Source organism: Streptomyces sp. DH12, from assembly GCF_020873895.1.
In the GTDB taxonomy this organism is placed as follows: Bacteria; Actinomycetota; Actinomycetes; order Streptomycetales; family Streptomycetaceae; genus Streptomyces.
Genome location: NZ_JAHWGT010000006.1, coordinates 84335 through 103742, shown reverse-complemented (window position 1 = coordinate 103742; position 19408 = coordinate 84335). Strand labels below are relative to the sequence as shown.

The 19408-nt window shown below is 72.8% G+C and carries 30 protein-coding genes; 26 read left to right on the top strand and 4 right to left on the bottom strand.

All coding sequences use genetic code 11. The features are described from left to right. Window positions 1–9 precede the first annotated feature (9 nt). The 9 genes from LPA54_RS07415 (at window position 10) to LPA54_RS07375 (ending at window position 6106) form a co-directional block, all read left to right on the top strand. On the top strand, window positions 10–1782 hold the full coding sequence (locus LPA54_RS07415) for an AAA family ATPase (RefSeq protein ID WP_228975006.1): 1773 nt from the start codon (window positions 10–12) through the stop codon (window positions 1780–1782). An 80-nt stretch (window positions 1783–1862) separates the two neighbouring features. Then, complete coding sequence (locus LPA54_RS07410) at window positions 1863–2819, top strand: DNA cytosine methyltransferase (RefSeq protein WP_228975206.1); 957 nt, start codon at window positions 1863–1865, stop codon at window positions 2817–2819. Window positions 2820–2862: 43 nt separating this feature from the next. After that, entirely contained in the window at window positions 2863–3282 is a 420-nt protein-coding gene (locus LPA54_RS07405) for a helix-turn-helix domain-containing protein (RefSeq protein ID WP_228975003.1), read from the top strand. Between the two features lie 81 nt (window positions 3283–3363). After that, a complete protein-coding gene (locus tag LPA54_RS07400; protein WP_228975001.1) occupies window positions 3364–3756 on the top strand; it encodes a hypothetical protein in 393 nt (130 codons plus the stop codon). Further along, window positions 3756–4157: a DUF4326 domain-containing protein gene (locus tag LPA54_RS07395; protein ID WP_228975000.1), complete on the top strand. Its 402-nt coding sequence runs from the start codon at window positions 3756–3758 to the stop codon at window positions 4155–4157. The genes LPA54_RS07400 and LPA54_RS07395 overlap by 1 nt, the downstream gene beginning before the upstream one ends. 103 nt (window positions 4158–4260) lie before the next feature. After that, entirely contained in the window at window positions 4261–4683 is a 423-nt protein-coding gene (locus LPA54_RS07390; protein WP_228974998.1) for a hypothetical protein, read from the top strand. Continuing rightward, on the top strand, window positions 4680–5021 hold the full coding sequence (locus LPA54_RS07385; protein ID WP_228974997.1) for a hypothetical protein: 342 nt from the start codon (window positions 4680–4682) through the stop codon (window positions 5019–5021). Before LPA54_RS07390 ends, LPA54_RS07385 begins: the two co-directional genes overlap by 4 nt. Before the next feature lie 53 nt (window positions 5022–5074). Continuing rightward, complete coding sequence (locus LPA54_RS07380; RefSeq protein WP_228974995.1) at window positions 5075–5317, top strand: helix-turn-helix transcriptional regulator; 243 nt, start codon at window positions 5075–5077, stop codon at window positions 5315–5317. Window positions 5318–5404: 87 nt separating this feature from the next. After that, window positions 5405–6106, top strand: a complete 702-nt coding sequence (locus LPA54_RS07375; protein ID WP_228974993.1) for a hypothetical protein — start codon at window positions 5405–5407, stop codon at window positions 6104–6106. Window position 6107: 1 nt separating this feature from the next. Here LPA54_RS07375 and LPA54_RS07370 read toward each other — a convergent pair whose 3' ends face one another. Both LPA54_RS07370 and LPA54_RS07365 read right to left on the bottom strand, forming a co-directional pair. Then, entirely contained in the window at window positions 6108–6329 is a 222-nt protein-coding gene (locus LPA54_RS07370) for a hypothetical protein (RefSeq protein ID WP_228974991.1), read from the bottom strand. A gap of 89 nt (window positions 6330–6418) precedes the next feature. After that, on the bottom strand, window positions 6419–6679 hold the full coding sequence (locus LPA54_RS07365) for a hypothetical protein (RefSeq protein ID WP_228974989.1): 261 nt from the start codon (window positions 6677–6679) through the stop codon (window positions 6419–6421). A 144-nt stretch (window positions 6680–6823) separates the two neighbouring features. Here LPA54_RS07365 and LPA54_RS07360 point away from each other — a divergent pair, with 144 nt between their 5' ends. The 9 genes from LPA54_RS07360 (at window position 6824) to LPA54_RS07320 (ending at window position 11214) form a co-directional block, all read left to right on the top strand. Continuing rightward, window positions 6824–7006, top strand: coding sequence for a hypothetical protein (locus LPA54_RS07360; protein WP_228974987.1), 183 nt, complete (start codon window positions 6824–6826; stop codon window positions 7004–7006). Between the two features lie 160 nt (window positions 7007–7166). Beyond that, on the top strand, window positions 7167–7625 hold the full coding sequence (locus tag LPA54_RS07355) for a hypothetical protein (RefSeq protein WP_228974985.1): 459 nt from the start codon (window positions 7167–7169) through the stop codon (window positions 7623–7625). A 72-nt stretch (window positions 7626–7697) separates the two neighbouring features. Further along, window positions 7698–8639, top strand: coding sequence for a protein transporter Sec31 (locus LPA54_RS07350; protein WP_228974983.1), 942 nt, complete (start codon window positions 7698–7700; stop codon window positions 8637–8639). Further along, window positions 8639–8812, top strand: coding sequence for a hypothetical protein (locus LPA54_RS07345; RefSeq protein ID WP_228974981.1), 174 nt, complete (start codon window positions 8639–8641; stop codon window positions 8810–8812). Before LPA54_RS07350 ends, LPA54_RS07345 begins: the two co-directional genes overlap by 1 nt. Next, window positions 8812–9336, top strand: coding sequence for a hypothetical protein (locus LPA54_RS07340; RefSeq protein WP_228974980.1), 525 nt, complete (start codon window positions 8812–8814; stop codon window positions 9334–9336). The genes LPA54_RS07345 and LPA54_RS07340 overlap by 1 nt, the downstream gene beginning before the upstream one ends. Further along, complete coding sequence (locus LPA54_RS07335; RefSeq protein WP_228974978.1) at window positions 9333–9836, top strand: hypothetical protein; 504 nt, start codon at window positions 9333–9335, stop codon at window positions 9834–9836. Before LPA54_RS07340 ends, LPA54_RS07335 begins: the two co-directional genes overlap by 4 nt. Beyond that, a complete protein-coding gene (locus LPA54_RS07330; RefSeq protein ID WP_228974976.1) occupies window positions 9833–10588 on the top strand; it encodes a hypothetical protein in 756 nt (251 codons plus the stop codon). Before LPA54_RS07335 ends, LPA54_RS07330 begins: the two co-directional genes overlap by 4 nt. Window positions 10589–10666: 78 nt before the next feature. Next, on the top strand, window positions 10667–10819 hold the full coding sequence (locus LPA54_RS07325) for a hypothetical protein (protein WP_228974973.1): 153 nt from the start codon (window positions 10667–10669) through the stop codon (window positions 10817–10819). A 119-nt stretch (window positions 10820–10938) separates the two neighbouring features. Beyond that, window positions 10939–11214: a hypothetical protein gene (locus LPA54_RS07320; RefSeq protein WP_228974971.1), complete on the top strand. Its 276-nt coding sequence runs from the start codon at window positions 10939–10941 to the stop codon at window positions 11212–11214. A gap of 184 nt (window positions 11215–11398) precedes the next feature. Here the strand turns inward: LPA54_RS07320 and LPA54_RS07315 are convergent, their stop codons facing one another. Continuing rightward, on the bottom strand, window positions 11399–11947 hold the full coding sequence (locus LPA54_RS07315) for a PH domain-containing protein (RefSeq protein ID WP_228974969.1): 549 nt from the start codon (window positions 11945–11947) through the stop codon (window positions 11399–11401). A 76-nt stretch (window positions 11948–12023) separates the two neighbouring features. On the opposite strand from LPA54_RS07315, the gene LPA54_RS07310 reads away from it, so the two are divergent. From LPA54_RS07310 to LPA54_RS07295, 4 genes are read left to right on the top strand one after another with little or no spacing between them, the layout of a single operon-like run. Next, window positions 12024–12563 (top strand): helix-turn-helix domain-containing protein, encoded by a 540-nt coding sequence (locus LPA54_RS07310; RefSeq protein WP_228974967.1) that lies wholly within the window; start codon window positions 12024–12026, stop codon window positions 12561–12563. Next, a complete protein-coding gene (locus LPA54_RS07305) occupies window positions 12553–13848 on the top strand; it encodes a PBSX family phage terminase large subunit (RefSeq protein ID WP_228974965.1) in 1296 nt (431 codons plus the stop codon). Before LPA54_RS07310 ends, LPA54_RS07305 begins: the two co-directional genes overlap by 11 nt. Continuing rightward, the gene (locus tag LPA54_RS07300) at window positions 13835–15361 is read left to right on the top strand and encodes a phage capsid protein (protein WP_228974964.1); all 1527 of its coding nucleotides are present in this window, start codon (window positions 13835–13837) and stop codon (window positions 15359–15361) included. The genes LPA54_RS07305 and LPA54_RS07300 overlap by 14 nt, the downstream gene beginning before the upstream one ends. Further along, window positions 15361–16509: a phage minor capsid protein gene (locus tag LPA54_RS07295; protein ID WP_228974962.1), complete on the top strand. Its 1149-nt coding sequence runs from the start codon at window positions 15361–15363 to the stop codon at window positions 16507–16509. Before LPA54_RS07300 ends, LPA54_RS07295 begins: the two co-directional genes overlap by 1 nt. Here the strand turns inward: LPA54_RS07295 and LPA54_RS07290 are convergent. Then, complete coding sequence (locus LPA54_RS07290; RefSeq protein WP_228974961.1) at window positions 16506–16763, bottom strand: hypothetical protein; 258 nt, start codon at window positions 16761–16763, stop codon at window positions 16506–16508. The two genes, LPA54_RS07295 and LPA54_RS07290, sit on opposite strands and share 4 nt — an antisense overlap. Window positions 16764–16853: 90 nt before the next feature. On the opposite strand from LPA54_RS07290, the gene LPA54_RS07285 reads away from it, so the two are divergent. The 4 genes from LPA54_RS07285 to LPA54_RS07270 are packed head-to-tail and all read left to right on the top strand — an operon-like array spanning window position 16854 to window position 19407. Further along, entirely contained in the window at window positions 16854–17618 is a 765-nt protein-coding gene (locus LPA54_RS07285) for a hypothetical protein (protein ID WP_228974960.1), read from the top strand. 16 nt (window positions 17619–17634) lie between these two features. After that, window positions 17635–18594, top strand: coding sequence for a major capsid protein (locus LPA54_RS07280; RefSeq protein WP_228974958.1), 960 nt, complete (start codon window positions 17635–17637; stop codon window positions 18592–18594). Next, window positions 18591–19217 (top strand): hypothetical protein, encoded by a 627-nt coding sequence (locus LPA54_RS07275; protein WP_228974955.1) that lies wholly within the window; start codon window positions 18591–18593, stop codon window positions 19215–19217. Before LPA54_RS07280 ends, LPA54_RS07275 begins: the two co-directional genes overlap by 4 nt. Further along, entirely contained in the window at window positions 19204–19407 is a 204-nt protein-coding gene (locus LPA54_RS07270; RefSeq protein WP_228974952.1) for a hypothetical protein, read from the top strand. Before LPA54_RS07275 ends, LPA54_RS07270 begins: the two co-directional genes overlap by 14 nt. Window position 19408: the final 1 nt, after the last annotated feature.

Genomic DNA, 19408 nt, shown 5'->3' with positions numbered 1-19408 from the left:
AGCCCGCACGTGGAGAACGTCCGCCCCTTCCCGCACCAGGCGGATCACGACGGTCTCAACCGACGCGCCCCCCACGACGCCGAGGCTGAGAACCTCGTAGCGGGCGTCATCATGCACGACGCCTCCGCGTACCTGGAGTGCGCCAAGGTCATCACCCGGGACGACATCTATCAGCCGCCGATCCGCCTTATCTGGGACACCGTCGGCGGGATGATCGCCGAGGGGACGCCGCTCCACCCCGTCAAGGTCCGGGCCGAGATCGAGAAGGCCGGACGGCTCCGTGAAGTCGACGGCGGCAACCTCATCAACCGCCTCGGCGCCGACTACATCCCCGGCAGTATGGCCCCGCACTTCGCGGATCAGATCGCCGAGAAGGCCCGGCTGCGCCGCCACTTCGAGCACGCCACCGCCAAGCAGGCGGCCATCCTCACCGGGATTGCCGACCCCGAAGCACTCGACGAGCTGGACTCCAAGCACCGCGAGTACGAGACCAGCCGCACCGGCGCCACGGGCCCCACCCACCTCACCGGCGCCCTCCTCGACTGGGACCCGTTCTTCGCCACCGACTTCGGCCGCGTCGAACTCCTCCTCGGCCGGCTCATGGCACCGGGCCAACAGATCGCCATCGTCGGCGACGGCAAGGCCGGCAAGTCCCTCCTCGTCCAGGAGTGGCTGTGGCGCATGGCCACCGGCCAGCCGTTCCTCGGCGACCGGCCCCGCCCGGCCGTACCGCTGCTGTACGTCGACGCCGAGAACGGCCACCAGGACATCCAGGACCGCATGATCTCCTACGGCGGCGGGCCCGGCCGTATGGGCCTCATGTCCTACGCCTCGTTCCCGCCCATCCGCCCCCTCGACACCGCCGGCGGCGGCCAGGACCTCATGGACCTGGTCCGCGAGTGCGAAGCCCAACTCGTCTGCCTCGACACCGTCAGCCGGTTCATCACCGGCCCGGAGAACGACAGCGACACGTGGCTGAACCTCTACCGCCACACCCTCCTGCCCCTCAAGCGCGCCGGCATCAGCAGCGTCCGCCTGGACCACACCGGCAAGGACGCCGAACGCGGCGCCCGCGGATCCTCGGCCAAGACCCAGGACGTCGACCACGTGTGGGAGCTGCGCGCCCAGGGCGGCGGAGACCTCCTGCTGCGCCGCACCTACACCCGTACCGGCATCGGCCCCGACGTGTTCCACATCGTCCGCCAGTCCCGCCGCGACGGCGACCGCTACGTGCCCGGCTGCACCCGCCACGTCGTCATGACCTACGAGCAGGAGCCCGCGGGCCTCGCCGCCACGCCCGGGACCGTCGAGCACATCATCGCCACCCTCGACGCCGCTGGCATCCCCAACGACGCCGGCAACCGCGTCGCCCGACAGGCCCTCGTCGAGCGGCAGGTGCCCGGCGGAAACGACAAGATCGCCGAGGCCGTTCGCCGCCGCAAGGCCCGCCCGAATCAGCCCGGTTTCGACGTTTCCGGAGACCGTTCCGCGACCCGTTCCGACGGACGTTTCCCGGAAACGTTTCCCGGAACGCCCCCCGGAACAAGCGAAACCGCAGGTCAGACGTTTCCCGGAACGCTCGCGGAAACACCCGGAACGCCCCCCGTTCCCCACGTTCCCCCCTCGAAGAGGGGGAACGGGGAGGGAACGGCCGGCACGGCAGAGACCGAAGAACCCCTCTGCACCATCTGCGACAAGCCCATGAACACCGACTGGGCCACCCGCGGATACACCACCCACCTCGGCTGCGACCCCACCACCGGCACCCACCCCGCCGCCTAACCACCACCCGCTCCCACGGCCGGGCCTGCCCCGGCAGCCACACCCCCACCTGACCACCCACCCGACAGGAGCCCACCGTGATGCACGCCCTGTTCGCCGGCCCCGGCGGACTCGACCACCCCGCCCACACCCTCGGACACCCCACCCTCGGCATCGAACTGGACCCCCACACCGTCGCCACCCGCCGCAACGCCGGGCTCCCCACCATCAACGCCGACGTCCGCCACCTCACCATCCACGACCTCCCCGAGGCGACCACCCTCACCGCCGGCCCCCCGTGCCAGACCTACTCCGTCGCCGGCACCGGCACCGGACGCACCGCGCTCACCGCGCTCCTCCACCGGGCCCGCGCCATGGCCGCCCGCCGCACCCTCTCCCCGGCCGACGGGCTCGACGAGCGGTCCCTCCTCGTCCTCGAACCGCTGCGCTGGATCCTCGACGCGGCCGACGAGGGCCGCCCCTACCGGGCGATCGTCCTGGAGCAGGTCCCCCAGGCCCTGCCCGTGTGGCAGACCTACGCCGAACTCCTCACCACCGAGGGCTACTCCGTCGCCTGCGGGATCCTCTCCGCGGAGCAGTACGGCGTCCCCCAGACCCGCCGCCGGGCCGTCCTCGTCGCCAACCTGTACGACGTCGTCGCCCTGCCCGCGCCAACCCACCGCCGCTGGCCGCCCCGCCCCGGGGACGAACACCTCCTGCCGACGGTCGCCATGGCCGACGTCCTCGACCGCGGCGAGGACTTCACCGTCGTGTCGAACTACGGCACCGGCGGCGACCCCAAGGCGCGCGGCAGGCGCCACAGCAGCGAACCCGCGTTCACCGTCACCGGGAAGGTCAGCCGCAACCGCGTGCTCGACGCGGACGGCCGCGACCTCCCGCGGTTCACCCACGCCGAGGCCGGCGCCCTCCAGGGCTTTCCCGCGAATTACCCCTGGACCGGACGCGACATCCCCCAGCAGATCGGCAACGCCTGCCCCGTACCACTCGGCGCCGCCCTCATCCACGCCGCCACCACCCCCGCGGCCGTCCCCGCCTGACCGCATCCGGTTCCACACCACTCCGCCCGCGAAGGGACCACCCGTGCTCCGCCTGACGCTGAACCTGCCCACCACCCACGACGCCGCCGACCTCGCGGACACCCTCCTCCGGGCCGCCACCCGCGCCGAGCGGCGCGACCCCGAGCAGGCCGCCCTGTGGCGCAGCCTGGCCGACGACCTCAGCGACGCCCTCGACGCGCTCACCCGGGAACCGTCCCCCGACCCGGACAAGACCCGCAAGCCCCAGGTGCAGCGCCCGAGGGACCCGGAGATCGACGAACTCGCCGTCGAGCGTGTCGTCCGCGGCTACGCCCCCTACCCGGTCCTCACCCGCCAGGAGGCGCTGGAGGCGTGCCGACGGATGACGGAGGCCGGGCTCAGCTCCCGGGTTATCGCGGAGCGCACGGGCGTCGTCCGGCGCACTGTCCACCGCTGGCGGGACGAGGACCGCCACACCGCCTGACCCGCACGCAGAGGGCCGCCCTGCGGGATTCAGGGCGGCCCGGCACCCATCCCACCACACCACCCCGAGGAGACACCCACCGTGGCCAGCACCATGGAATGGATCCGCCGCCAGTACGGCGTCCCCGCCCGCCACAAGATGCGCATCACCTACGACGGCAAGCCCGCCACCATCGTCGGAGCGGGCGGCGGCGGATACCTCCACATCCGCATCGACGGCCAGCGCCGCACCATCTGGGACCACCCCACCTACCGGATCGTCTACCCGCAGGTGTCCCAGCCCCCGCGCCCGCGCGGCTGGTGCCGCCACTGCGGCAAGGACCGCGCCATGACCAAGGCGGGCGTCATGGGCCAGCACCAGTGGCACGGCCGCCCCTGCCCCGGCATCGGCCAGCCGCCGACCCACCGCGTCGTCAACCAGACCCACCCCGGTGAGCAGCCGGCCGCCGCCCGGTCCGCCGAGGACGCCCACTGATGGCCGCCCGTATCCAGCGCCGCCGCACCAAGGGCTGGCGCGCCGCCAACCACACCACCAACCCCCTCGGCGCCGTGTACGTCGGCCGCGGCAGCCGGTGGGGCAACCCGGCCGCCCTCGGTTTGTGGGTGTCCTCCGGTCCCACCTGGCGTGACGGGCAACGCTGCACGACATCCAAGTTCGTGGCGACACGTGAAGAAGCCACGATGTTTTTCCGCCTCGGCATGCGACACGGCGGGCTCGTAGTCGAGGGCACCGACGGTGTGCGACGGCCCGTCGCCCTTCCTCCCGCTGCCGAGATCCGCCGCGAGCTGGCGGGCCGGGACCTCCTCTGCTGGTGCCCGCTCGACCAGCCGTGCCACGCCGACGTGCTCCTCGACCTCGCCAACGCCCCGCGATGACGACCACCGTCCTGTACCTCGCCGGCGTGTGGCTGGCCGTCTCGGCCACCACCGCCGGCGCCTACACCCTCACCCGCCGCATCTACGACTGGAGACACCGCCCGTGAGCACGCGCCTGTGGGACGTCGACCACCCGTACTACTGCGCCGAAGGCAACCACTTCAAGACCGGCCAGCACACCCGATGGCCCTCGTGGCAGGAGTTCGCCGAGACCCTGTTCGTCACCGGGGACCGCGACCTCAGCCTCCTCTTCCGCTGGGACTGGCACCGGCCCGACCCGGACGACTACGAGCCCGGCGAGCAGGTCCCGGCGGACACGCTGCTGCTCTTCTTCGTCATCCAGCGCAAGGGCTTCAACTGCTCGCACGCCATCGCCGTCACCGAGGCGGACGAGCCCGCCGTGCGCGCGTTCCTGACCGAGTGCGCCGAGACCATGCGGGCCACCTGGGAGCCGCTGCTCGGCAGCCCCGCCCGCGGCGACACCCCCACCGGCCGGACCATCCACGACGTCCTGGAGACCCTGTGACCGCCACCCCGGACGCGCTGAGCGTCCTCCTCACCCGAGCCGAGCGCGGCGTACTCTCCACCACCGAGGCGACCGCCCTCCGGGAGCACGTCGAGCAGCTGCACGCGCGCATCGAGACTCTGGAGCACGTCGCCGCCGGCAACAAGCGGCACGTCCAGGCGATCCTCCCGGACCTGTGGGCCGCCCAGGCCGCCCTCGACCGCGTGCGTGCCGCCACCGACACCCCGCCGCCGCCCGGATCGCCCACCACCGGGGCCTGGCCGGGCGGCTGGGACGCCGCCATGGAAACCGTCCGCATCGCCCTCGACGGGCCGGCCCGGTCCGCCCCACAGTCCTGACCCCGCCGGGGCGCCCACCCCGGCGCCCCGGCCCCGCACCGAGAGGAGGCGCCATGCCCATCCCGAGGAGGACCGGGCAAGCCGAGCAGGCACTGCGGGAGCAAGTCCGCGCCGCGCTCGCCGAGGCCCGCATCAGCCAAGCATCCGCCTGCCGTCAGCTCGACCTGTCCACGAAGCACCTCAGCCACATGCTCACCGGCCGGGCGCCGCTCACCCTCGACTGGGCCGAAAAGATCGTCGCCCTCTGCGACAAGCGGATCGAAGTGCTTGTTCTCACCGGTCCGCACACCACCTGACACGACGACAGGGGCGCGCCCAGACCTCCCCAGGACCGGCGCGCCCCCCAGCTCCGCCACCGTACCGCCGCACCACAGGAGCCCGCAGTGAACACCGCCACCACCACCGCGCAGCACCTCCGCACCATCGCCACCGGCTGGGCCGACCTTCGCGCCGCGCTCGCCACCACGCCCACCACCTGGCCCCCCACCGCCCTCCGCGCCTACCTCACCGCGCTGGAGCTGCACGACACCGCGGCCGGGCAACTGCGGGCGCTGGAGCGCGACCCGGCCCAGATCGGCCACACCGCCGCCCCGCTGTCCATCCCCATCCTGGACACGATGCGCACCGTGGAGGCCGCGCTCGTCGAGCTGGCCGACCAGGCCGCGGCGGCACTTCAGCGGCCCCCGATGGGCCGGGCCCCAGAGACGTGGCCGATCGCCGAGCGGGAGCGCCGCAACCGGCTCGCCGCCGAGGACGCTGCCGACCCCCGCCGCTGGGGCGCCCCGGGACGGCGCCGCACAGCCCCCCACGCCGCCCTGTGGCTCCTCGCGGTAGTGGAGGGCCGCCCCGGGCCCTGGACGCCCCTGACCGCCGCACAGCGGGCCTGGATCCACCGCATCGCCGCCGAGGCCGCCCGCCGGATCGAGACCGCCCTCGACCTCCACGACGGGACCGCGGCCCTCGCCCGGCCCTGCACCGGCTGCGGCGGGCAGATCATCGTCCACGGCGGCGCCGGCGCCCGACCCCTCGCCCGCTGCCGCGGTTGCGGCGACACCTGGCACGCCCCCGAGCACGCCGTCGCGTAGGTCAGGGCGGTGGGGGCGGGCCCCACACGTTCGCGTCCCCGCCGCGCCACTCGATCAGCGGCGACACCGCGGCGTCCTCGGGCTCCATGTCCAGGCCGGCCCGGCGCAAGAACTCCACCAGGTCGGTGAGGTTGTACGCGAGGCCGAGGATCTCCCCGTCCGCACGCACCCGACGCCCGCCCGACGGCGACGGCGGGTACACGACCACGGGAGGTCCGGTCATGGACCCATCGTCGATCCGGACCGGCCCGGCCGCACCCGGACAGCAGCGAGCCCCCACCCAGACGGGTGGGGGCCTGTTCGTGCGCGGGGCTACTCGGCGGCGGGCGGCGCGCCCTTGATATCGGTCCGCCAGCCTGGCCGCTTGTCGCGCGAGTCGTAGTAGGCCCGCGCCTCGTCCAGGTCCCAGAACTCCCGGGTGCTCCCCGGCTTCCTGCGCGACGGCGGGAACGCCGGGTCCTTCGTCCGAAGCGTGTGCAGCCACTGCCGCGTCACGCCCAGCTCGTCGGCAAGCTGCGACAGGTTCACCAGCCTGCTCCCTTCCGTCTCCTCCGGCCCGTCCTTGTCCGGCATAGGCTCCATCCTGCCCAACCTCGTTGACACTGTAAAGCAGGTTCCCTACGGTGGAGCCTGCACGACGAAGGCCCCGGCCGGAGTTGCACCTCCATGTGGCCGGGGCCTGCCCACCCTCTCGAAGCGATCCCAGAGAGCAGGCCCATGAAGCGTACCGAGACCTCCCAGCAGGACGAAGCCCCCCGCCGCGTCCGCGACCTCCAGGCCCAGGCCGCCGCCGACTACCAGGCCGCCCAGTCGCCCACCACCCAGGCCGCCGCCCGCGACCAGCACGCCCTCGCCATCAGCCACGCGCAGGACTCCGCCAGCGCCAACACCCGCCGCTGAGGAGACCGCCACCATGCGCGCCATCTACCTGTTCGGCATCGTCGGACCCTTCCTGCTGCTCGCCTACCTCATCGGCCGAACCGTCTGACCTCGCCCACCGACCAGCCGGGCCCAGACCACGCCAGCAGGGCCCGACCTTCGTCCGCTCCGGAGGAGCCCCGTGTTCACCCTCGTCCGTACCCGCACCCTGCGCGCGCTCCGCGCCGACCTCGCCGAAGCGGAGGCAGATGCCACCGCCGCCCGCGCCAAGATCAACGAGCAGCGCCGCAACGTCGCCCGGTACACCCAGGCCATCGACCGCGCCGAGGGCGAGTTGAAGGCCCTGCGCGCCCAGGCGCTCCTCGACACCGAGGACCGTGCCGTCCTGCGGGCGCTGCTGCGTACCGCCCGCAAGCAGAACGCCGCCCTGGACCGCGTGTACGTGCTGTTCCGCCGGGGCGCCCTGCACAGCGTCCACGCGTCCCTGGAGGCCGCTGAAGCCGCCGCCGAAGCCGAAGGCGCGCCCCGCTCGGGGTGGACCACCCACCCGCCCGGCGCCGCGATGCCGCCCGCCGCCGACGTGCTGTGGCGCGTGCAGCCGCTCCCGCTCGGCGGTACTGCGGACGCGCCCACCGTCTGACCCCACCGACCGGCCGGGCCCCCACCCACCCCACAGCGGCGGGCCCGGCCCCCACACTCCCGGAGCAGCACCATGCGCTTCCGCACCGAACGCCGCGACCGCTGGGTGCCCCACACCATCGACGGCCGCACCACCCTCGTCAACGACCCCGTCGACATCACCATCCCCGCCCCGCCCCACGACTGGGACACCACCATCCGCCGCGGCGTCGACATCCTCCTCGTCCTCATGCTCACCGCGGCCATCGTCTGGTCGACCGCCTCGATCGGCAGCCTCCTCGACCGCCGCGTCGACGAACTCCCTGCCTACGCCGCCGCGGCCTGCTTCGACGCCGCGTGGATCGCCTGCATGGCCCTGGAGTGGCTTGCCCGCTACGACCCCAAGCGCGCCGCCCCGCCGCGCCGCGCCGGCCACGTCGCCCTCCTCCTCGCCATGGCCGCGATCGCCGCCGAGCACGTCATCGACGACCAGTGGGCCGTGGGGCTCGTCGGCGCCGCGGTGTCCCTCATCGCCAAGGCCCTGTGGACCCTGCGCCTCCAGCACACCGCGCTTCCGCTCGGCACCCGCGATCAGCAGTGGGTCGACCAGCAGCGCGCCGAACTCCAGGCCCGCCGCGCCCTCGGCCTCGTCCGCCGCGAACTCGCCGGGATGGAGGAGACCGCCGCCCTCACGACCGGGCACCGCACGAGCGCATCACCTGATGCGGACGCTGAAGCGCCGCATGATGCACCCGCTGATACGCCCGATACCCCGCAGGTCAGCGCCGTGTGGGCGCCGCCCGCCGGGACGAGCAAGAGCGAGTTGATCCTCGCCGCCGCATCATCGCTGCCGCCCGGCGCGGCACCGCGCGACATCGCGGACCACCTCGCGCGTCACGGCCACGCCGTGGACGTCGGCTACGTCCGCACCGTGATGTCCCGGGCGAAGAAGCCGAAGCGGACGCCGCCGCGGCAGCCGACGCTTCCCGAGACGGGTCCGGACACGGTCGGCCGCGGTGGCGGGGGGTACAACTGATGGCCGTCCTCGCCGTGCTCGCCTTCGGCACCCTTGCCCTCACCGCCGGCGCCGCGCTCATCGCGCTCGCCCCCGCGACCGCCCGCGGCACCTACGTCCTCCCCGCGATCCGCACCACCGCGCTCCTGACCGTCGCCGCGGCCACCGTCGCCGCCTTGTGGGAGTGGTCCTGATGGCCGACCCGATCACCCCGACCCGGATCATCCCCGCCGGCGCCCCGCTGCCCGCGCAGCCGGACCCCGGCGGGGCCCCGCCCCGGTACATGCCCCCGCCCGCGCCCGCCCCGGCCCCCGCGCCGGCACCCGGCCCGGTCGAGGTGCGCGTCACCGTGGACCTGGCCTACCCATACGCCCAGCCGGAGCCGACCCGCTGGGAGCGCCTCACCACGTGGCTGGGCCGGTTCGGGAAGCCGTGGCAGGCCGTCGGCGGGCTCCTCCTCGCCGTCGTGCCGATCCCGTGGACCGGGCACAGCGCCGCCAGCACCTGGGCCTACACCGTCCACCTCGCCCGCGACATCCACCTCGGCTACGCCTACGCCCTCGCCCTCATCCCCCTCGCCATCGTCGTCCGCCGCATCCTGCGCCACGGCGGGACCGTGCTGCGCCTGTGGGCCCTGGCGGTCACCGCGATCGGCGGCCTCACCGGCGCCCTCCACTGGTTCGACCTGATCACGTTCCTCACAGGAGTTCACCGATGAACGGCACCACCCTCAGCCTCGCCGGCCTCGCCGCCGCCGTGATCATCGCCTGGGCGAACTTCCGCCCGTGGTGGCAGGGCACCCGCGACCCCAAAGCGCTGCTGCCGTACGGCTCCGGATGGCTCCTCGGCGCCCTGGCGACCATCTGCGTCGGCGGCGCGCTCGGCTGGGGCGCCGCCGGAATCGCCGGGCTCACCGCCGGAGCCAGCGACACCGTGGTCGGCAAGCTCGTCGGCACCGCCGCCGCCCAGCTCGCCACCGCCCGCATGGGCACCCTCACCCCCGCCGGGGGAGTAGTCGTGGCCCTCGTCCTGGGCGGCGTGATCCTGCTCTACAAGGCCAGCGACAAGAAGGACAAGCGCCGCGTGCTCGGCGGGGTCATCTGCGGGACGGTCATGGCAGCCCTGCCCGGGATCGCCGCCGCGCTGGGCTGGCTCCCCGACACCGTCAACGCGGTCGGCGCCTACGGCCACGCCCTCGCCGGTGGAGGCACCCTGTGAACCCCCGTCAGGCCGCCGCCGCCCGCCTCACCCACGGCACCACCCAGCTCGCCCAGCGCCTCGGCCAGCGGGCCACCGCGTGGGTGCGCGCCGCCCGCCGCGACGACCTCACCGGCTGGCAGGCCACCCTCGGCTGCATCATCCGGGCCGGCCTGCTCCTCGCCGGGCTGTGGCTGCTGTGGCGCGCCGTCCGGGCCGTGCCCGCGCTGATGCTGCTCCTGGTCCCCGTCGGGCTCCTCGCCGCGTGGCGCGCCGGGCGCTCCCGGGGCCCCGCTGAAGCGACCGAAGCGATCGACGAGCAGACCCTCCTCGACGGGCCGCCCGAGGTGGACATCCCGGCCGCCGTCCGGGCCACCTGCGGTACCTACTCCGGCAGCCACCTCGCCGTGCTCGCCCAGTACCTCACCGAGGACACCAGCCAGGAGTGGGACATCCCCGCCGTCCGGGCCGCCTGCAAGGCCGCCGGCATCCCCATCGACCAGGTGCGCATGGGCACCGGCCCCGGGGCGGTCACCTCGGGGGTCCGCCTGAAGGACCTCCCCGACCCCCTCCCGGGCGTCGCTCAGGACCCGGCTGTAGGTGTAGTTGTCGCAGGTCACAGCACACCTACACGCCCGCCTACACCTACACCTACACCTACACACCCCGCGGACGAGCGGCGAGAGGGGTTCCGTGTAGAGCACATCGGCGCCTCCGGCCGCATCGTCCACGACCCCGCCGACACCGTCCGACACCACACCATCCGCCGCTGACCATGCGTCGGGGCGGTCGCCCGCTCGCCAGCAAACCGACCGCCCCGCCCCATCCCCAGAAGAGACAGGACGGCCATCATGGCATTCCGCAAGACCATCCCCATGTCCGAACTCCGCGACAAGCAGACCGCGAAGGACCGCGAGCAGCACGCCACCGACTACCAGCCCAGCCGCGGCGGATGGCTTCGCCCGAAAGACAAGCCCGTCCTCGGCACGCCGAAGAAGCCCTGACCGCCTGCCACACTGGACCCTCACGCCGGGTAGCGCCCGGCACCCCGGCCCCACCGCGCGCCCCGTCGCGGTGGGGCCCACGCCGTCAGCACCCGCACGACGACCAGGAGACCACCACCATGACGGGCGCCCAACGCATCAGCGACGCAGCCGAGCCCATCGCCGACGCCCTCACCGCCGTCCAGCAACTCGACGTCAACGTTCCACCGGCAGACATCCTCATTTCGTACACCACCGGCGGCCTGATCGTCCGGGTAGCCGACCGCGGCGCACCCCACCGCGACGCCGTCGAGAACGTGTTCCGCGACGCGTTCCTCGCCGCCGGCTGGGGCGTGGTGACCCGGAATGCTGGCGGCCTGAGCATGGAGCACCCGTCCACCCTCACCCGCCTCTGACAACGGCACCCGGCCCCGCCGCGCATCCCCCCGCCGCGGCGGGGCCGGTCTGCTGCCGCCCCGGGCCGACGCTTGACGAGACGAGACGGACCGTCCTACAGTCGGAGGCGTCTCCGGCGTGCCCGGACACAGACACCACGAAGCCCCGACCATCCACCGGTCGGGGCTTCGCCGTAAGCGGCTGTCAGATGCCGTCCAGGATCTTCGTCCGGCGGTCCCGGTACTCCTCATCCGTGATCGCCCCAGCGGCCCGCAGCTCATCCAGCGTCCGCAGGCGCGAGGCCACGTCCGGCGCGCCGGGAGTTGGAATCGCCGCCGGCACCGGCTGGGCCACGCCCGTCGTACCCGCTCCCGCCAACCGGGCTCGCAGAGCGTCAGCCAGCGCCTTCCCTTGATCCTTCGGCATCTGCTTGATCTCAGCCTTGTTGCCCGAAGCGAACACCGTCAGCGTTCCGGAAATCATCGCCCCCGACCACTGCACGGAGCTGATCCGCCCATACGGGAAATCCTCTACCTGCTGAGACAGCATCCCGTGCTTGAAGAAGATCAAGCGCTTGTCGGTCATCGCGACCAGCCCGAGGCCCTTGCCGTACGTGCCGGTGGCGAGCATCTCCACGGTCTCGCCTTCCCACAGCACTTCCGGCAAGCGCTGGATCTCCCGCCGGGACCCGACCGCACTGACGAGTTTGGCCGCGGCCGCGTCGATGTCCGGGCGCACGGTGACATTCACCATCGCAGCTCTCCCCTCCGTAGTGAGGGCCGAGCGTATCGCCCACGCCCACCCAGAGCGGTACCCCCAGGAGGTGAACATGGGTCTCAAGAAGGGCGACCGGCCCGTCACCGACCAGGACCGCGCCGACGTCCGCCGACTCCACGGCCAGGGCCTCGGCCGCAACGAGATCGCCCGCCGCTTGGAGCGCTCCCCCCGTACCGTCAGCGTGCTCGCCGCGGAGATGGGCCTCGACTTCGACCGCACCGCCACCGAGGCAGCCACCCGCGCCCGCATGGCCGACCTCGCCGAGCGGCGGGCCATCCTCGCCGAAGCCCTCCAAAGCGACGCCGAGCGCCTTACCGAACAGCTCTGGCGGCCCTCGATCGTCTTCAACTTCGGAGGCTCGAACAACAGCTTCGAGAAGCGCGAGCTGCCCGAGCCGCCGGCCGACGCGAAGAAGAGCCTCATGGCCGCCGCGGGCATGGCCATCGACCGGTCGCTGAAGCTCGTCCCGCCGCAGAGCGACGACGGCGAGGGCGCCGCGCGCGGCATGGTCGGGCAGCTCCTTACCGGGCTGGCGGCCGTCTACCGCGACCAGCAGGAGACCGACGTCGAGGGGGACGGTGATGCTCCGTGACCTGCCCCTCCCGCTGTCCCGCAAGCAGATCGCGAGCATCGTCGAATCGCAGAGCGCCCCGATCGCGCTGTGGTCGGGCGCGGTGTCGTCCGGCAAGACGATCGCGTCCCTGATCGCGTTCCTGATCGCGCTCGTCGCGGCGCCCGACCACGGGCTGATCGTGGTGGTCGGGCGCACGCTCCAGACAATCGAACGCAACCTGATCGACCCGCTTCAGTCGAAGCACCTGTTCGGGCCGCTGGCGGATCACGTCCGCCACACCACCGGCTCCACCACCGCGACGATCCTGGGCCGCACCGTGCACCTCGTCGGCGCGTCCGACGCCCGCGCGGAAGGCCGTATCCGCGGCTCCACGATCGCCCTCGCTTACGTCGACGAGGCCACGCTCCTCCCGCACAGCTTCTGGATGATGCTGCTGTCCCGGCTCCGGGTCGGCGCCGAGTCGCGCCTCCTCGCCACGACCAACCCAGACGGTCCCTTCCACTGGCTGCGCCGCGACTTCCTGCTGCGCGGTACGGAGGTGGGCCTGACGAACTGGCACTTCACCCTCGACGACAACCCCAGCCTCGACCCCGCGTGGGTGGAGCGCCTCAAGGCCCAGTACACGGGCATGTGGTACCGGCGGTTCATCCTCGGCGAGTGGTGCCTCGCTCAGGGCGCCGTGTACGACATGTTCGATGAGACCCGCCACGTGGTGGACCTCATGCCGTACATGCGCCGCTGGACAGCCGTGGGCATCGACTACGGCACCACCAACCCGTTCTCCGCCCTCCTGATCGGCCAGGGCGAGGACGATCACCTCTACGCGGTCAGCGAGTACCGGCACGACTCGAAGACGGCGCTGCGGCAGCTCACCGACGCGGAGTACTCCCGAGGCGTCCGCGAGTGGCTCGCCGCGGTCCGCCGTCCCGGCGAGCACGGCGCAGCGCGGGGGGTCCGGCCTGAGTGGATCTTCGTGGACCCGTCTGCCGCGAGCTTCATGACACAGCTGTGGACCGAGCGCGTCCCCGGCATCGCGCCGGCCATCAACGACGTCCTCGACGGCATCCGCAGCGTGTCCGTGGCTCTCGGCTCCGGCCTTCTGCGCATCCACCGCTCCTGCACCGGCCTGCTCGGCGAGCTACCCACCTACACCTGGGACGAGAAGGCGGCCGAGCGGGGCGAGGACAAGCCGCTGAAGGTGGACGACCACTCGGCGGACGCCCTGCGGTACGCCTTGCACTCCACCGCGCACGAGTGGCGCGGGCTCATCGACTACGAGGAGGCGACCGGTGCCGCTGCCTGAGAACAACAGCCCCTGGCCGCCCCCGCAGTACGCTGCGCAGCTCGCTGACATGCGCATCGAGGACGCCTGGTACAGCGGCGACCGCAGGAAGCTCGCCCGCGCGTACGGCACCCCCGACGTCCAGCGCGACGCTAACGGTCGCGCGTGGCGGTTCTGGGAGCGGCCCCGCCCGCTCGGGATGCGGGACGGCCGGCTCCATGTGCCCCTCGCCGAGGACATCGCCGCTACGTCAGCCGCCCTGCTGTACTCCGAGCCGCCCACGATCACGTTCGAGACCGCGGACACCCAGCGTCGGTGGGAGCAGATCGCCGAGGAGAGCGGACTGCACAACGTCTTGCGGGAGGCCGCCGAGGTTACCTCGGCGCTCGGCGGGTCGGTGCTGCGCGCCACGTGGAACCTGGACCTGGCCAAGCGCCCGCTGACCACCGTGGCGCACGCGGATGGAGTCTTGCCTGAGTGGTCGTACGGCATCCTGACGGCCGTCACCATCTGGCGCGAGGTGCACAACGACGGCGCGATCGTGCTGCGGCACCTGGAGCGCCACGAGCTGGGCCGAATCCTCCACGGCCTGTACCAAGGCACCTCGGGCAACCTCGGCAACCGCATCCCCCTGAGCGAGGCCGCCGAGCTGGAACCGATCGCCGACTCCCTCGACCCCGACGGCCCCGGAGACACGATCACCACCGGCATCGACACGCTGACAGCCGTGTACGTGCCGAACGTCAGGCCCAACCGGAAGTTCCGCGGCAGCATGCTCGGCCGCTCGGACTGGCAGTCGGACGGCGTACGCGACCTGTTCATGAGCCTCGACGAGACGTACACGTCGTGGATGCGGGACGTCCGCCTGGCGAAGGCCCGCATCATCGCGCCAACCGGCTTCATCAGCAACCTCGGCCCTGGTGAGGGAGCCTTCTTCGACGACGAGCGGGAGGTGTGGCACGGCATCAACGCCTCCCCGACGTCCGGCGAGGGCCTGACCCTCAACCAGTTCGCCATCCGCGTCCAGGAGCACGAGCAGACGTGGAACGCGCTCACCCGGCAAGCCGTCCAGGCGTCCGGCTACTCGGCGCAGTCCTTCGGGCTCGGCGACTCGACCGCGGTCACCGCGACCGAGGTGGTCGCCCGCGAACGTAAGAGCATGATCACGCGTGACCAGAAGGCGGGCTACCAGAAGCCAGCCGTGGCCGACCATGTGTACGCGGTGCTCCAGCTCGACCGGGCGCTCGGCCTATCGCAGGTCGTCCCGGAGCGGCCCCGGATCGAGTTCGGCGACTCGGTCAGCGAGGACCCCAAGGCGGTCGCCGAAACGGTCGCCCTGTACGCGCAGGCGCAGGCCATCAGCACCGAGATGAAGGTGCGGATGCGCAGCCCCGAGCTGGACGACACGGCCGTCCGCGAGGAGACCGAGCGGATCCTGAAGGAAACCGGGCAGCTCGTCGCCGACCCGGTGATGACCGGAGCCGAGGGGCCGGGGGCGCCCGGGTTCGGCCGGGGCGGTGAGGAGGCGGACTGATGCCCGTCTCCCCTGCCATGGCCGAAGACCTCGCCCGAGCGGTGACGGTGCTGTACGAGGAGGCCGAACTGGCCATCCTCGAGCGGCTGCGGGCCGCGTTGGAGCAGGGCATCGACTCCCCGCTGTGGGCTGAGATCAAGCTCCGCTCCATCGGCGACCTCCGGCAGGCTGTCGAAGAGATCACCGACGCGCTCCAGACCGACGCGAACGGGGCCGTGGCCGCGGCACTCGCCGAGGCGTACGGGCGCGGCCGGCAGGCGGCGGTCGCCGAGGTGGGCGGCCTGGACATCGGCCGGGAGCTACAGGCGCGACGTGTCCTGCCGAACGCCCCGGCCGTCGACCGGCTCGCTGCCTCGTTCGCGGAGGACACCCGGCCCCTGTACGTGAGGATCACGCGGGCGGTGCTGGACGTGTACCGGTCGATCGTGGCCCGCGCGACCTCACCGGTGCTGCTCGGCGCCTTGATGCGCCGCCAGGCGTCCCAGCGGGCCCTCGACCAGTTCGCGCAGCGCGGGGTCACCGGGTTCGTCGACTCGGCGGGCCGGTCGTGGGAGCTGGCGTCCTACGCCGAGATGGCCGTTCGGTCCGTGACTGCACGGGCGGCGATCGAGGGGCACATCGACGCGCTCGCCGAGATTCGGGTGGGGCTGGTCATCGTGTCGGACGCCCCGCTGGAGTGCCCGCTCTGCCGCCAGTGGGAGGGCGAGGTGCTCACCCTCGGCACGCAGTCGGGGCCGCACACGGTTCGCGCGGAGCACGCGATCCAGCCGACCGGGCTGCGGGCCGCGTTCCGCCCCCCTGAAACGGTCGCCGTACACGTCGCCGGCAGCCTCACGGAGGCCCGCGCCGCTGGGCTCTTCCACCCGAACTGCCGGCACAGCTTGAGCGCCTTCCTGCCGGGTGTGACGACCCGGCCGCCGCACCACGCGACACCGAGCACGTCGTACGAGGACACGCAGCGCCAGCGGGAGATCGAGCGGCACATCCGGGCGTGGAAGCGGCGGACAGCCATCGCGATGGACGAGCAGGCCCGCACCCGCGCGAACGCGAAGGTACGGGCCTGGCAGGGCGAGATGCGCAAGCACCTCGCCGCGCACCCGGTGCTGCGCCGGAAGCCTCAGCGGGAGCAGATCGGCTCGGCTCGCTAGAAGCCGGTCATGCGGCCCGGACGGTCGTCCGCCTTGGTCCGCGGGTCGCCGCTCACGCTGAACCAGGCATGCGGCCCGTAGACGGAGATCGGCGCCTCGTCCTTCCCGATGGAACCTCCGACCTCCTTCTCGAACACCGCGAGTGCGCCGCTGTCCAGCACGGCATACCGGTACTCGCGCCCCTCTCCGTCCTCGTACTCGTAGTGGCCCTTGTCGCCGCGGTCTTCGCTGTTGAACTGGATTCGAATCGACATGGCGGCACCCTAGGCCGACCTCTCGACGCGTGGGGCCGGCTTCCACGAACTGCCCGCCAGGCGCGGGCCCGATGCGCCCCAGGAGGGCACATGCACACGCTCCCTTTCCGACACCCGCTCGCTACGCGCCACGCTGGCGCGGTGATCGGCTACCGGGTGGACGGCCGCCCGATCTACGCCATCGCGGGTGGCAGCGGCGAGGGCGAAGGCGCCGCCGGCACCGGGCAGCAGCCCGCCGCTGAGACGCCGAAGCCTGGAGCGGCCCCCGCCGCGAAGTCCGCCACCCCGGCTGGCGACCGGTGGAGCGGGTTCCGGTGGGACGGCAAGGTCGAGTCCCTGCCCGCAGACGTCGCGAAGGTCATCCGTGAGGCCCGTGAGGAGGCGGGGAAGTCGCGGGCGACCGCCAAGGAGAACGCGGCCACGCAGGCCCGGCAGGAACTCGCCCAGACCATCGGCAAGGCCCTCGGGATCGTCCAGGACGACAAGCCCGCCGACCCCGCCGAGCTGACCCGCACCATCACCGAGAAGACCAGCCGCATCGGCGAGCTGGAGACCACGGTTCGTACGCAGGCGATCGAGCTGGCCGCGTACCGGGCCGCTGGGAACCACCAGGCGGACGCGGGCGCCCTGCTCGACTCCCGCAGCTTCATCAAGTCCGTCGAGGGGCTGGACCCCGCAGACAAGGACTTCACCACCAAGCTCGACGAGGCCATCAAGACCGCCGTCGAGAACAACCCGCAGCTCCGCACGGGCCAGGCGCCGCGGCGGGGCGGGGGCGACTTCGCCGGCGGGCCCGGCACCCAGCAGCGCCCCACCTCCCTGCACGACGCCATCGCCGCCCGACTGGGCGGCTGATACCTAGGAGCACCACATGCCCGTGACCCTGGCGCAGGCCAAGCTCAACACCCAGGACGACATCGACCTCCAGGTCATCGACGAGTTCCGCAAGTCCTCGTGGCTGCTGGACAACATGACCTTCGACGACGTCGTCAACCCCGCCGGCGGCGGCGCGACCCTCACCTACGGGTACACCCGGCTGATCACGCAGCCGACCGCCGCGTTCCGCGCCATCAACTCCGAGTACACGCCGCAGGAAGTCACCCGCCAGCGGTACACCACGGACCTGAAGGTCCTCGGCGGGTCGTTCCAGATCGACCGCGTCCTGGCGCGGGTCGGCCCGGCCGCCACCGGTGAGGTCGCCCTCCAGATGTCCCAGAAGATCAAGGCCGCGCGCACCGTGTTCCACGACGCGGTGATCAACGGCGACACCGCCGTGAACGCGAACAGCTTCGACGGCCTGTCGAAGGCGCTCACCGGCTCCGCGACCGAGCTGGACGGGTCCGCCGTCGACTGGACCACCGTCAACTCCCAGGCCACCGCCATCGCCGCGCAGTCCATGCTCCGGCGCCTCATCGCCGTCATGGACGGCCGCCCGGACGCGCTGCTGATGAACGGCGACGCGCTCGCCGCGCTGGAGACCGTTGGCGACTTCGCCTCGGCGCTCGACTCCCGCGAGGTCTTCGGCCGCACCATCACCACCTGGCGCGGGATCGCGCTCGTCGACCTCGGTGACAAGGCCGGATCGACCGACCCGGTCATCCCGACCGACGCCGTGGCGGGCACCACCGACATCTACGCCGTCCGGCTCGGCCTGGACGGGTTCCACGGCATCAGCACGGTGGGCGGGCAGCTGGTCACCCAGTTCATGCCCGATTTCACCACCCCGGGCGCCGTGAAGACCGGCGAGGTCGAGATGGGCCCGGTCGGTGTCGCGCTGAAGGCCACCAAGAGCGCCGCGGTCCTGCGGGACGTGAAGGTCGTGACGCCGTGACCGTGATCCACAGCCCCGTCAAGGGGTACACCGGGCCCGGCCCGGCCGGTCTCGCGTTCAAGGACGGTCGGGCCGAGACCGACAACCCGATGATCATCCGGTACGCGAAGAAGGCCGGCTACGGCATCGACGAGCCGGCCGAGCCGCCGAAGGAGCCCGAGCCCGCCGACCCGCGCGAGCACTCCGAGCCGGAGCAGATCGGCACCCGGCTGCGGGACGCGGCCGTCGACCCGCGCCCAGAGGACTACCTCCCGCCGACGAACGCCGGCGAGGCCAACCCCCACGGGCCGCTCGTCGTCGCGCCGGAGATCCACGGCGCCGGGCCGAAGCCGATCCACCCGGGCCCGGTCACCCCCGGGGACCCGGCCGCGCAGGAGCAGCGGGAGACCGCCCTCGCCCGCGCGGTGCTCGTCGACAACGAGGACGTCCCGGACGTGGTCGCCGCGGCGGCCGAGGCCAACCCGCAGCCCGAGGAGCCGCCCGCCAAGAGCGCCGCGAAGTCGACGTGGGTGGAGTGGGCCGTCCTGCGGGGCGCCTCCAGGGAGGCGGCCGAGGACGCCACGAAGACGCAGCTGATCGAGCAGTACGGACCGAAGGAGGACACCCCTGATGCCTCTGTATGAGCGGCGTGACGAGTCGCACGAGGTGGTGGAGCGGGTCCGGACCGTGGCCGGGTCGCGGGAGGACCGGCGGCTGGCCGGGTCCGGCGCGTGGAAGCGCGTCGAGGACGAGCCGGCCCCGTCCGCCGAGCAGCAGCCGGCCCCGACGCCCGCGGTGAAGCGCACCGGCAAGCCCGCCCCGGCGGAGGGCTGAC